Raw genomic sequence first — 11,543 nt, 5'->3', positions numbered from 1 at the left:
ACCGCTGACTCATCTGGAGGAGCCCATGTCTAATGAAATGATTCCCTCGGAATCCGCCACGCGGCCTGTCGACGCTTTGGCCAAAGCTCTCGATGAATACAAAATCACGACTCCCGCAATCTTGTCCATCTCTTCGTGTTTCATCACGTTGATCGCGGAGTTCATCATGATGTTGCTGACGACCAACAAACCATCGTCACTCGGATTGTCAGACCTTTTGATACTCATATACGTGATGGGCCCAGTGGCCGTGTTATTCGCTATCGCGTGGGTCACGCGACGCACGCGTAAAAACGCTTGGGCACTCACGTTGGTGATTGTCGCGATTTTGAGCTGGGGGCTTTGGACGATGGGAGAGCACACGTATCAATTTCTGAGCGATCCGGAATATCGCAAGTTGCAAGCGATCGGCATCTTCGCTGTGCCACTGGGACAGTGGTTGGCAAGTGGAAGCCTGGCTGCGGGAGCGATTTTCGCACGTCAACGCCAGGGCCTGGGGAACGAGTAGAATACGACCTGACTCGTTGCGAGAAGTAAGATGACTGCCGAACAACAACCGAGTGATTGGTCCCACAGCTATTGGGTTCTATTGATCAACCAAGTGATTGTCACTGATAATGGTTGCTTTTCGAAAACGACTGATCGCCATCGTCATCGCTTCAATTGCATTTTTCGGCTGTGCGATCTTCTTGTGCGGCGCACGGTTCTCTTCGATCGCGCCCTTGTTAGTTGCGATTCGGGACATGCTTCCTCCCGAAGACCAATGGTGAAGACTGGATGTTGGATCAATCCAAAAACTGGTTAATTGCTGGGTCTCGCTCGGCAAGCGTCTCACGAAGGGCTTTTGCCGTTCGTAAGATTTCGTCGCGAGTTTCCAATTTCGCCGGTACCGGGGGCATCGTCACATTCACTTGGCGACAGCTGTGAGGTTCGACGGTAAGATCGACCAGGAAGACACGGCCTGCCGAGGCATCGTACGACTTTTCGCCGACAGACAATGTTTCTGTCGCTACTTCTGTCAGGGAATCGTCGAGCTCGATGTAGTACTTCGCATCGAATGGTGTTTCTCCGACTGAGAACCCAACGCTGACCTCAGTCCATTTACCGTCGGGCAATTGAGAAAGAGCGTTAAGTCCCCCCATCGAATTCGGCGTGAAACTGCTATATCTGGAAAGGTCACCGCCATAATCGACAAAAATCAAGAAGGCCAATCGCTCCTGCTCTCCCGGCAGTGTGACAGTGCCAAAAACAACTCCGGCTTCGGATGGTACGATCGCCATTGTCGGTGTGCGAAGTGACAAAGCTCCCGGAGTGATCCGACTGCCGGCTTGAGCCACCGTGAATGGCGGGACGTAAAAGAAGCGAAACCACAGTAGTCCGACAACCGGCAAGAGAATCAAGAGCCCAGGGATGAGCCATAGCCGCTTGGTCCGCCGATCGAGCCCACGAATGGAGCCGAAGAAAACTAAGATCCCCACGAACGTACATGCAATGCCGGAAAACAACAAACGCTCGATCACTTTGTCGGATGCCACCGACATGGGGTGCCACATCGGATGGCTTAGCGCCGCGAACGTAAAGCCAATCAAGATGAGCAAGACAGAACTCACTCGCACGGCGATCAACATTGCTTTGTCTGTGGTGAAATTTTGAATCGGCATGCGAATCGGTCATTGACGGCCTTTGAATCGTTGAATCGCTCTCTGGCTGACACCAGATTCTTCGGCGCGAATGTTACGCAAGTTGGGTGCATCGCTTAGTTGCTCCAGTCCCTCGTCCGTGACCGCCGTCTTGCTGATATCAAGCCAGCGCAGTTCCGGTAATTGGCTCAGGTGAACCATGCCGGCGTCCGTGATTGCCGTTTCGGCGAGATCTAACTCACGCAACTTCTGCAGACCCGACAGCTTGGCCAAACCAGCGTCGGTCATCGTACCGCCCTCGAGTTTTAACGCTTCCAACTCGGAGAACTTGGCGATGAATTCCAGCCCGGCGTCAGAGATTTCACATCCGTCCAATCGAAGCGATTTTAGGTTTCGTAAGCGCTTTAGAGACTGCAACCCGTCCGTGGTGACCGGATAGCCGTTGCCGTAGCCGATGGATAGGGATTCCAGTTGAGTCAGCTTTGTGAGATGTTCGAGGCCTTCTTCGGTACCGTTTCCCGATAGTTTAAGCGATTTGAGATTGGTAAGACCGCTGAGACACGCTTGGCCCGGATTTCCAATCGACGTGGCAAACAGGTCGAGTTCTTCCAGGTTGGTCAAATCCCTTAAATACCGTGCTCCTCTGTCGGTCACGTGGCGACCAGACAGTTCCAATTGTTGAAGCGATTGCAGGCCTGCCAGATGGCGCAGCGTCTCATCGCTCGCGGAATAGAAACCGAGACGAACGATCTCACCACGTTGATTTCTTTTCCGAATGTAAAGATCACTTAATTCGTCTAACGCCGCCCACCAGTCACCATCGTGCCTTATTAAGGCTGGTCCGAGTTCGTCCTCGGGCGCCTGATGATGATCGGAGACGCCCTGCTTGAATCGGACCGGGACCTCGTGGTCATAGCTGTACTCCACCCGAATCAAATCGGGACCCATCTTGATGATCTTTCCAAAGTGAATCTTTTTGGCGATCGCATCGGCATCGATGGTCGACGGTACTTCGTACTCAGTGAGGTTGCCGCCTGAGCCCCAGCTGGACCATGGGAGCCGGCCGGGTAAGATCGATTTGATTTGATCGAGCACATACTCGCCGTCTCCGATGCGATAGGTACCAATGACTTCGATTTTCAAGGCGTCTTGGTCGTCAGGATCGAAGCCATAAACGTCTTGGCCCATAGGAGCAGTTCTCTCGCCCGCAGAAGCCGAACTCTTGGGGGGAGATTTCTGTTTCTGCTTTGATGGAGATTCAACGGAACAACCCGCAGTTGTGGCAAGGATCACGATGACTCCAAAGGCCACCACTCGGAGGGAAAAGTCTCGTGTCTTTGCATGACCCATGCTGCTACTTGCCGAATACTTCCCACATTGATTCAAAGAGTGCGGGTGATCAATCATTGTCGGCTTTCCTCCGTCGTTGCACCTCATCCAAGGACATAAACGCTCGGTCCGGATTTCGTTTTGCGGCAACGGTGTAGTAGCACGCCCAGCAGAGGAGCTCGCGGCCCGTTTTCGTCATTTGGTCAAGTGTTCCGCCGAAACCCCAGAAGAAGAAACAAGGTTCTTCAATCATCAACGGGTAATGTCCGTCGCGTTCTCCTTCCGCAGCAATCGGGTGAATGCCATCGGTCGCGTCATCGAATTGGATGCTGATTCGTTTCGACTTTTCGAAGCATTTGTGGGCTCCGTCGACAGGCGGAGGTCGAAACCCGTCCCAGAAAATCGCTTGCTTGACCGGGCGAACAGACGTCGTCTCGCCACGGCTTACTTGCAAGTTTCCCAGGTCCAGATCAAGCTTGCTCAACAACTTATACCCTCCCTCACCCATCGCTAGGACCGGGAGCTTCGCGTTACGGATCTCGTCGTCTGCCGCTTTGAATCCCCAAACGGGAAGCGTATCGGCGCCGATGATGATCAAATGCTTGTCCGCGAAAAGTTCTTCGCTCAGATCGTTCGCCCGGACAACTTGCGTGTCGATCTGTCGCGATTGAAGCACCTTGGCAAATTCGTCAGCAGCACGTTTGCCGTTCGCGTAGACAAAAACAGCTTTCAGCGGCGACGGCAGGCGGCTTCCATCTTGCGATCGAGCACTACCAGAGAAGGCGATCACGCCGAGAAGCGAAACGAGCCAGTATTTTAACCATTGCATCATTCTTCTCCGCATCGGTTTTCGATTTCGATTGATTGTTTCATCAGTGCACCGGATTCACCTGAAGCCGGCTGGTGATTCCGTCATCGTATCGTGGCTCAAACATCGTTGAGCAACCGTCGTATTTCCGCATCACCCGCGTCCATCGTTCCCGCTCGGCCGACATAATTGACCACTGGGACGTCAAGGAACGTTGCAATTTCTCTAGCAATCTGCCTGATCCTGACCAGATACCTTTGTTGGCTGACGTTGCGTCGTGTCAAATTGGTATCTCGAAACACCAAATTGACTTGATAGTTCAATGTGACTGGGCGACTTCCTTTCTCGTGGTCATAAACGTCGCTCTTTCCGTAGCAGACTTGAATGGCGAGCAGGTCAGTCAAGCGATGTTCCCAACCGCCGAAAAGGCAGCTGTCATTGGATATGGCACCGCGTTTTCGATCCAACCGAATCGGCCGGGTCAAAAGCATCCTTAGTGGCAGCGTGAGGCTGAGAAGTACTCCTAACGACGGGAGTACTGCCACGAGGCACCGGCCGACGGTCACACGCGTGCTGTCCATAATCAGCGGCTGAAGAAGGGACCAATAGAGAAACAGCGAGCTGAATACACCGATTGTTGCAGCAAAGGCGAGTGAAACAATGCGGCTCCAAAGACTCTCTTTGACAATCAAAATGTCCTCCGACAGCCGCTCCACTGCGACACCGCGTGCGTAAACCTGTCGCGGCGGCACGTACTTGTGCAGTAGGGGTGTTGTTTCTGTGTTCTCGGAATCCATCTAAACTGTGTCGTGACTGAAAGGTGCGGTGGAACTTGACTTTTGCGCCCGCTTCAATCTCGAGATTTTCTTCTCGTTGGGAGATTCGGTAAACGCCCACACAAAAAAAACGATGAGGTTCACCGCTGGAATTAGCATTAACAGCCCCGCGGATTGTTCGTATCCGAGACGCTTGGCTAGCTGGCAACAAGCAATGACCAAGGTCACCGCAAGGATGCCGGTGGCCGACAAGACCAGAATTGCCACCACCAAACCGATCACATCGTCTGCGGTGTCGTTGCCCGACGCGAACAATCCGCTGGCCAACGGACTCAACAGGATGACAAAGATCGCGACGAAAAACACAAAACACGCGATCGCGGCAACGATGATTTGCTTTCTGGACATGTTGGCAAGTTTTTTCGTAGGTAGAAGCATTTTGATCAGGCCGGGAAACGACATAGCACTTCACTCTTTCGCGGACGCGTTCTTGGCTTTGCGACGTCTTTTAAGCTCGGCTGCCCGGCGAGCATTGCTGCGCTGCATCCCCCAAATGCAAAAGAAAATGAACAAAAATCCACAGATTACCGATATGAAAACCCAGTGCATTTCCGCCGGCGAGCGTTCAATCACGGCAATCTGAGGACGGTTCGGGTCGTACCAACCCTGAACCTTCGCGCCGACCGGATATTCTTCCAGAATCGCTGTAACCGTGTCTTTGGACTCGCACATTCGGGCTATGTCACACCGCAGGCGACCGTCTCGAAATGTTCGACCCCCGACGGTGTAGGCAAAGCGAATTTCTTCCGAGTACCCGCCCACCTCCATACCGCAGTCTTCCATTTCGCTTTGCACGACGATCCCGGCGACCGGTTCATAGAACCAAGTCTGAACCAGCGGATAAAACAAGACAAACCAAATAACGCCCGTTAGCAGAACGAATGCGGTAATAAACCACGTCATGAAGCTGGAGCCGATCCGCTCCATCGTCTCTCGAGTTGGTTGCTTTATCATCTCGTAACAGCTGGTAAAAACGCGAGGGCTCGTACTGTAGAAGCGTCACGACGATATCCGCTATGACGCCGTTCCTTCCCCATTTGAGCAAAAAGACTATTTGATGCTTCTGCTAGTCCCCCGCGATGTCGCAGCGGGATCGATACGATGACTCTACTATTCGTTATCGATCTTTTCACCGAAGATCTTTTCGGCTGCAAAACTCGCCGGATCACCGAGCATGCCACGCCACCGTTGTCTTTGCTCCACCGTCATCACGGCTTCGATCTTTTGCAGGTACCGACGTTTCAGCTCCCTTCGTGCCGCAGCAGCCTCAGCCCACGCTTCTCGGGTTCGCGGACGTTCGAACGGCTGGGATTCGTATTCACCGATGATCGCTCGTACGTTTTTTATTTGATCTTCGCTCCAGCCAAATACCTCAGGCGGAGGGATGAAGTAGGGAACGAGGTAATCGTAGGATGTACCCGAATTGGGGCGATCAGACCGCCGCCGCGCTCCGGCGTGCTCCAGCAAGACCCGGAAGTCATATCTTGAAAATGCGGTTTGAAGCGCAAGCTCACGCCAACGCTTTATTTGTTGAGGCGAAAGTATCTGTTTCCAAATCCGATCACGTTCCGGCTTGAATTTTACCGCCAACTCCGTGATCGCTTCCCAGCGTTCCAGCATCCGGCGGACGCTTATGGATCGGCTAACGTTTTCTCCCGGTTTCGAAAATTCAAATCGACCGGTGAATTTTGGAAAGGAATCGAGCACCCACCGCGTGTTGAGTTTGTGCAACGCCACATGCTGATCGACCGACAATCGCAACTCGCCGGTTCGGTCGAGTCGAAATGCGTCGCCAGACTGAACCGGTCCCAAAGTCCACAAGGCTAGAATTTCACTGAATCGCTGAAGCTGCGCCTCATCGAGAACACTCGCGATCGAATCGTGTAGCTCCCTGTCACGTGTGGGCGGCCATCCGCGCCGGCTTACTTGATCCTCCGGCGGCAGAGCATCCATCTTCTGTTTCTTGCGTTGATACTCGGTCTTCCATCCCTGCACGATAGGATCCAGTTCCGACACTTGAGTATCGCCAAGATCGATCAATTCCACCAATTCGGGAGATTCCAATACATGGATGTCCGATGGAGCGGCCACGGTACGGAAATCCAGGCTCTCAGGCTGCTGGCCCGCTACCGGCTGAAAGAGCAGTGCAACGAGTAAAAGAAATGCGGAAAATCGCATGATCAGTAACCTATTTCCAATTCAGATTAAAACCGAGTCGGTCAAAACAATAGGACGCAAGAAGCATTGCCTTCGACGCAACATCAGTCGGGCTTTGTCTTGTGCTTTTCCTCGCCATTGACTCGTCGCCATTTTCCGTCCGCTTCGCGTGCGACGTGAATTCCAATCGTTTTCATCTGAAACTCGATCATTTGCCAGCCACGTTCGTCGTTCTTCTTGGCGACGAAGTCAGCGCTGCCTTCGTAGAGATCCGGTACATGAAAATCGAAGGAGCCTCGTGCCGTCTTTCCTTCCACCGTGGCCTCGCACCGCGTGATCCGTTCGGAGTGAATCATGGTCACCGGCGGGACGAACAAAACAACGTTGCCGGCCCCAACCGGACGATACATTTCTTGAACGATTTTGATGGGACGTGGAGAACCGTCGTTCAAGTATCGGAATTGTTCCGCTGACTTACCTTCGCATGGTCGGATCTTGGGGAGCATCAATGCGGCGGTGAGCGAATGTTCGCTAAATGACTTGGCTGTCGGAGCGCCCGGGGATCGCGCGATCACTTCAAACTCTTTGCGATCGATTGCCGTCGCGGCGGGAATGAGCTTGCGAAACCGTTCGTCGATCTTGGTTGTTTCGTCTGCACCATTGGGTGTTTCGTCAGCGTTGAGATGGGACCCGAATGCAAGCACGCAGAATGCGAACGCAGTCAAGAGATGTCGGCACGTTGGCATAATCGATTCCGATAGTCCAGAAAGAGCGTTAATGAAAGGATTAGGTAAATCAGGTTTTCACGATCTCGCCAAGCAACGCCCGACGATACAAAAACCCTCGATTGCTTTAGCGGTTAAACTGAACGTGGATGACGCCAATTTAATTTCGAAAGTTTTCTCGGATTGATCGTAATCCATTGTCACCAAGCCCGCTGAGGTCAACAGAGTGGTTTCCCTGCCAGACGATCAAGCTGCACAACTTGAAGAATACCGCGACTATCTGGGAATGCTTGGCCGACTCCAGTTGGACGAAGCGTTGGCGGGAAAGGTCGATGTCTCCGGTGTGGTGCAAGTGACGCTGCTGGAGGCCGGACGGGCCGACTGGAAAAAAATCGATGAGGACGAACGCGTGCCATGGCTGCGGCGGATTTTCGCCAACAACCTGCTCGATGAAATACGTAAGTTTCGCACTCAGGCACGTGATGTCCAGCGCGAGCTCTCGATGCAGGCAATGGAAGAGTCCGCTTCGCGAGTCAATCAGTGGCTGGCTGCTCAGCAGTCCAGTCCCAGTCAGCGAGCGATACGACAGGAACAGGAACTACGGCTGGCCAAGGCCCTGTCATGTCTGCCAACCGCACAACGAGAGGCAATCGAACTGCATCACCTGAAGGGCTTGCCACTGGATGAAATTGGGCAGCGAATGAATCGAAACAAAGGCGCCGTCGCCGCGTTGATCTACCGGGGGACAACGCGGCTGCGGGAATTGCTGAGCAAAGAAGTCGGGTAACGGAAAGCGCAAAGTGAATCATGACCGGCGACTCCAACAGTCAATCGGATTGGCAAACACGCGATCAAGAAGCCGGGGCGGTGTTTTTGATCGGAGTGATTACAGGCTTGTTACTCTTCTCGCTGTTTGTGGACGATCGGATCACGTCATCATGGGGAGATTGGCTTGGACAGGGTTCCGCGATGATCTTGGGAATTGTGGTCGCCGCCGCAGTTCTACCCTTGATTGTGTCAAGGAACGGAAAGTCGTTGACAATGGCTCCTTACCACATGAAAGGTGCCGTCAACGGCATCTTGCTGATCGCTTCGGTTTTGTGGCGCGGCAGTCACGTACGTCCTGGCGTTAGTTACTTCACGTATCAACAGTACATCCGAGCCGAAAGTATGAGTGACCGAAAAACAGAATCCGCGAGCTACAAGAATCGATTTGCACGCGCATTTGTTGGTGCGCTCGGTGGCACCGTCATAGCCGAGATAGCGAGACAAATGGTCCAGGTCGATCACGTATCGTTAGTGAGACTCGTCGGTCTGATCGTTTGTTCGCTCGTTGCCGGAGGAATGATTGGCTTTGAGATCGCTAACCACAGATCCGGATCGGCCAGCAACGGAGAACCGACAGATTAAAAAACCGACCTCCTGCAGTGACCAACTCAAAATCCCATAGCGTCAAAGAATGAAATTGTTCTGCACTCGTCTTCCAGCCGTCTACCGCAACCGCGTTTCTCAGAAGGCGATTTGGGAACAAGTGCATGGGGATCGAATGCAAGACGTTGACTGGTTACTTTGCGAGATTTGTGAAGCATTCGGCTTTCCAGCCGACTCACGGTACCAGTTTTCACCTGATGATCAGTTAAGTGAAATCTACCGGAGCCGGTATCCCAGATGGAAGTTTTGGGAACTTGGTGATTCACTCGAGCTCGAGACTCTGGCGATGGGACTTGAGAAACGGCTTGGCGACTGCGATGCCAAACTGTTCGTCCGTCCGCTACGAGAAATCGTTGGACGAGCGACGGCCGGAATTGACGCAACCGTGTCACCGTGCAAGTGAACCAAAGGCTAAGGACAGACATGAAACGCTATCTAGAATTCATTGTCGCCGCGACCGCTTTGGTGATTGTTGCTGTCACCATCGCCGCTGTGTTTCGGTTGGTTGACAAATCGCAACTTCAGGAGGCTGACCTCGACAGAGAATTCAAGGAGGCGGATTCAGCCACTGTCGCAGACGTACAGCGGCGACTGAAAGCGCATCTATCGGCTCTGCCTGCCGATGATCCAATTGTCGATCGCTTCGGTTCGTTCGTGGCCATCGAAGGGAGAGGCTATTCTCGATCGGGTGATCCGCTGGAGAACAGACCGATCACAATGAATCGACAGATCAAGTTCCAGAATGCCTCCGTCCCTTGCCTGATCGCCGCACGAGTGGTCCGCTAAGCCATCCTTTCTTCTCGGTTTGAGACATAGCAGTCATGGAATTTCAGCCTTCACCAACCGACGACACAAAGTTTGGCTCTTGCGCAGAGCCCCAAAGCAGCAGTGCGCAGCGCTTTCGCATGAGATTTCTCATGGACCGCCGAACCGACAAAGACACTTGCGGGTACGAACTTGCTGAGCGGTGGATGAGGACATACTGACGTAGTTTGACGCTTGCGGTTGCCGTCATGCCATTCTAGCGGTGTGCTGGTCGTTAGATGACATTCGTTGTACTCAGAATTTCTAAGACACTCCTGTTCCACGGTTTCACTCGTAGAATTGCAGGAAGACCAGAATCAAAACGGCGAGGACGCAGACAATGGTTGTCAGAGTGCCGATGCGAAGACGATTGGGATAAGCAGAAAGCAGGTGCAGTCCGCTCAACATTCCAACGATGCCGGCACCGGCGGTGATCCCAGCGAGATAGTCCGCTGGTTGGCCCGCTAAATTCGACGTGGTTACCATGCCGACAACCATGCAGACCGTGAGGAAAATCTGGAAACCTGCGGTACCCAGCCCCGGGGACGCACTGCTATCGGCTTGCAACAAGTCAACGACCGCGCGGCGTTTACGTACAATCGAACCGATGAGCAAGTGACAGAGAAGAGTGCTACCGATCGCACTCAACAACACCGTGAAAGCGATGAAGATGGTCAACTTCACATTGGTACTGAACAGGGCTCCGTAGATGAGCAAGATCACAGGCGCTAACGATGCAACTGGAAGAGTCACCAGAGGGCGTTGTCCTCTCTTCGCTCCACAAATCAAGCCACTCAACGTTCCTCCTGAAAACGCACAGACGGGAAGAAAGAACTTCCCACCCACTAAGACCCCGCCTTTCACGCCGAGCCAAGCGAAAAGGCCTGACTTGATTGTGATGGCCAGCAGCATGAACGCAAGAAATACAATCAGACAGCTGCCATAGATTGATCCGACTAACGCGCCGAGTCCACGATGCAGCACCGCGGAACCTTCGATCGGATCGGTTCTGCGATTTTCGTCCGGAACCGGTACTGATTTGTAAGGGTTTGGCTTGCTTGTCATGTTTTGATTGATTTTGAAAATTCCCAAACCAGGACGGCATCACGGCAAAAACTTCAGGCGTCAAACTCTCCAATATCGATCAAGCGGTTTACTGCCGTCCTGATGACGAATATTTCCATCGGAATGTCGATTGCGGTCAAGGTGCTTGGTAAAAAACTGATTCGGCTTTGGCGCCGCATCGAAATGTGGCCCTTGAAATCCGATGATTTCCGGTGGGTACCCTAGTTTCAACTCTGTGAAGTGAAAGCCACCGAGTCGTATCGGGAGCCTGCAACACTTGACGCAGCGGCATGAAGGCGGCAATTGGCGTTGCCGAAGCACACGGCGGAGGCTGCAATCAGCGCCGCATCCAACACGACGAGATCACGGCAAAGCGTCAACCGAATTTCTTATTCGAGTCGTCGCGCGACCGGTCGAAAGAGACGCCAATCGCATCGAAGCAGGCACTTCAGGCAGAAAAAGCCTGCAAAATCCGGGGACTCTCTTCGAATTGGTTTTGTACGGGGAGGGCAAACGGAAGTTGCGCTTCACGGCTGAAATGAGCAAGACCCTTTGCATAACGCAGGTGTACCGCGTACTCGGTCCGGAACATTCTCGCATTCTCCAAAGGGCGGAGGCTAGGTGAAATGGATGGTGGTGAGGTAGGGCGTTCGTCAGCGCACCATCGCTATTGCACAGTTCCACAGGCCAAAAGATGGAGTTGGTGTTCGGCGACAATTGGTTCTCCGCTTAGTTCCAGTTTTGCACT

14 protein-coding genes are annotated in these 11,543 nt (G+C 53.1%); 4 read left to right on the top strand and 10 right to left on the bottom strand.

Features of this window, described 5'->3' with window-relative positions:
* Positions 1 to 25 precede the first annotated feature (25 nt).
* Positions 26 to 508: a hypothetical protein gene (locus NZK35_RS18890; RefSeq protein WP_259634084.1), complete on the top strand. Its 483-nt coding sequence runs from the start codon at positions 26 to 28 to the stop codon at positions 506 to 508.
* A 78-nt stretch (positions 509 to 586) separates the two neighbouring features.
* Here the strand turns inward: NZK35_RS18890 and NZK35_RS18885 are convergent, their stop codons facing one another.
* The 9 genes from NZK35_RS18885 to NZK35_RS18845 all read right to left on the bottom strand — a co-directional run bounded on the left by NZK35_RS18885 (position 587) and on the right by NZK35_RS18845 (position 7,495).
* Positions 587 to 745, bottom strand: a complete 159-nt coding sequence (locus NZK35_RS18885; RefSeq protein ID WP_259634083.1) for a hypothetical protein — start codon at positions 743 to 745, stop codon at positions 587 to 589.
* Positions 746 to 785: 40 nt separating this feature from the next.
* Positions 786 to 1,661 (bottom strand): hypothetical protein, encoded by an 876-nt coding sequence (locus NZK35_RS18880; protein ID WP_259634082.1) that lies wholly within the window; start codon positions 1,659 to 1,661, stop codon positions 786 to 788.
* Between the two features lie 9 nt (positions 1,662 to 1,670).
* Positions 1,671 to 3,047: a leucine-rich repeat domain-containing protein gene (locus tag NZK35_RS18875; protein ID WP_259634081.1), complete on the bottom strand. Its 1,377-nt coding sequence runs from the start codon at positions 3,045 to 3,047 to the stop codon at positions 1,671 to 1,673.
* On the bottom strand, positions 3,040 to 3,798 hold the full coding sequence (locus NZK35_RS18870; RefSeq protein ID WP_259634080.1) for a hypothetical protein: 759 nt from the start codon (positions 3,796 to 3,798) through the stop codon (positions 3,040 to 3,042). The genes NZK35_RS18875 and NZK35_RS18870 overlap by 8 nt, the downstream gene beginning before the upstream one ends.
* 98 nt (positions 3,799 to 3,896) lie before the next feature.
* A complete protein-coding gene (locus NZK35_RS18865; RefSeq protein WP_259634079.1) occupies positions 3,897 to 4,574 on the bottom strand; it encodes a hypothetical protein in 678 nt (225 codons plus the stop codon).
* Positions 4,575 to 4,961 (bottom strand): hypothetical protein, encoded by a 387-nt coding sequence (locus tag NZK35_RS18860; RefSeq protein WP_259634078.1) that lies wholly within the window; start codon positions 4,959 to 4,961, stop codon positions 4,575 to 4,577.
* Between the two features lie 60 nt (positions 4,962 to 5,021).
* Entirely contained in the window at positions 5,022 to 5,567 is a 546-nt protein-coding gene (locus NZK35_RS18855) for a DUF3592 domain-containing protein (protein WP_259634077.1), read from the bottom strand.
* Between the two features lie 156 nt (positions 5,568 to 5,723).
* Positions 5,724 to 6,704 (bottom strand): hypothetical protein, encoded by a 981-nt coding sequence (locus NZK35_RS18850; protein WP_259634076.1) that lies wholly within the window; start codon positions 6,702 to 6,704, stop codon positions 5,724 to 5,726.
* Positions 6,705 to 6,874: 170 nt separating this feature from the next.
* Positions 6,875 to 7,495 carry a hypothetical protein gene (locus NZK35_RS18845; protein ID WP_259634075.1) on the bottom strand — a complete coding sequence of 207 codons (621 nt, stop codon included), beginning with the start codon at positions 7,493 to 7,495 and terminating at the stop codon, positions 6,875 to 6,877.
* 226 nt (positions 7,496 to 7,721) lie between these two features.
* Between NZK35_RS18845 and NZK35_RS18840 the strand changes: the two genes are divergently transcribed.
* The 3 genes from NZK35_RS18840 (at position 7,722) to NZK35_RS18830 (ending at position 9,712) form a co-directional block, all read left to right on the top strand.
* Complete coding sequence (locus NZK35_RS18840) at positions 7,722 to 8,282, top strand: sigma-70 family RNA polymerase sigma factor (RefSeq protein WP_259634074.1); 561 nt, start codon at positions 7,722 to 7,724, stop codon at positions 8,280 to 8,282.
* Positions 8,283 to 8,302: 20 nt separating this feature from the next.
* On the top strand, positions 8,303 to 8,905 hold the full coding sequence (locus tag NZK35_RS18835; RefSeq protein ID WP_259634073.1) for a hypothetical protein: 603 nt from the start codon (positions 8,303 to 8,305) through the stop codon (positions 8,903 to 8,905).
* A gap of 414 nt (positions 8,906 to 9,319) precedes the next feature.
* Positions 9,320 to 9,712: a hypothetical protein gene (locus NZK35_RS18830; protein WP_259634072.1), complete on the top strand. Its 393-nt coding sequence runs from the start codon at positions 9,320 to 9,322 to the stop codon at positions 9,710 to 9,712.
* A gap of 306 nt (positions 9,713 to 10,018) precedes the next feature.
* Here the strand turns inward: NZK35_RS18830 and NZK35_RS18825 are convergent, their stop codons facing one another.
* Complete coding sequence (locus NZK35_RS18825; protein ID WP_259634071.1) at positions 10,019 to 10,795, bottom strand: hypothetical protein; 777 nt, start codon at positions 10,793 to 10,795, stop codon at positions 10,019 to 10,021.
* Positions 10,796 to 11,543 lie beyond the last annotated feature (748 nt).

It is taken from the genome of Stieleria sedimenti (assembly GCF_025060895.1).
Taxonomy (GTDB): domain Bacteria; phylum Planctomycetota; class Planctomycetia; order Pirellulales; family Pirellulaceae; genus Stieleria; species Stieleria sedimenti.
This window is presented reverse-complemented; position numbering and strand designations above follow the sequence as displayed.

What these genes read in the sequence shown, in the direction of transcription:
- NZK35_RS18890 (WP_259634084.1), top strand. Translation starts at nt 26, where the DNA reads ATGTCTAATGAAATGATTCCCTCGGAATCCGCCACGCGGCCTGTCGAC.
- NZK35_RS18885 (WP_259634083.1), bottom strand. Translation starts at nt 745, where the DNA reads ATGTCCCGAATCGCAACTAACAAGGGCGCGATCGAAGAGAACCGTGCG.
- NZK35_RS18880 (WP_259634082.1), bottom strand. Translation starts at nt 1,661, where the DNA reads ATGCCGATTCAAAATTTCACCACAGACAAAGCAATGTTGATCGCCGTG.
- NZK35_RS18875 (WP_259634081.1), bottom strand. Translation starts at nt 3,047, where the DNA reads ATGATTGATCACCCGCACTCTTTGAATCAATGTGGGAAGTATTCGGCA.
- NZK35_RS18870 (WP_259634080.1), bottom strand. Translation starts at nt 3,798, where the DNA reads ATGCAATGGTTAAAATACTGGCTCGTTTCGCTTCTCGGCGTGATCGCC.
- NZK35_RS18865 (WP_259634079.1), bottom strand. Translation starts at nt 4,574, where the DNA reads ATGGATTCCGAGAACACAGAAACAACACCCCTACTGCACAAGTACGTG.
- NZK35_RS18860 (WP_259634078.1), bottom strand. Translation starts at nt 4,961, where the DNA reads ATGTCCAGAAAGCAAATCATCGTTGCCGCGATCGCGTGTTTTGTGTTT.
- NZK35_RS18855 (WP_259634077.1), bottom strand. Translation starts at nt 5,567, where the DNA reads ATGATAAAGCAACCAACTCGAGAGACGATGGAGCGGATCGGCTCCAGC.
- NZK35_RS18835 (WP_259634073.1), top strand. Translation starts at nt 8,303, where the DNA reads ATGACCGGCGACTCCAACAGTCAATCGGATTGGCAAACACGCGATCAA.
- NZK35_RS18825 (WP_259634071.1), bottom strand. Translation starts at nt 10,795, where the DNA reads ATGACAAGCAAGCCAAACCCTTACAAATCAGTACCGGTTCCGGACGAA.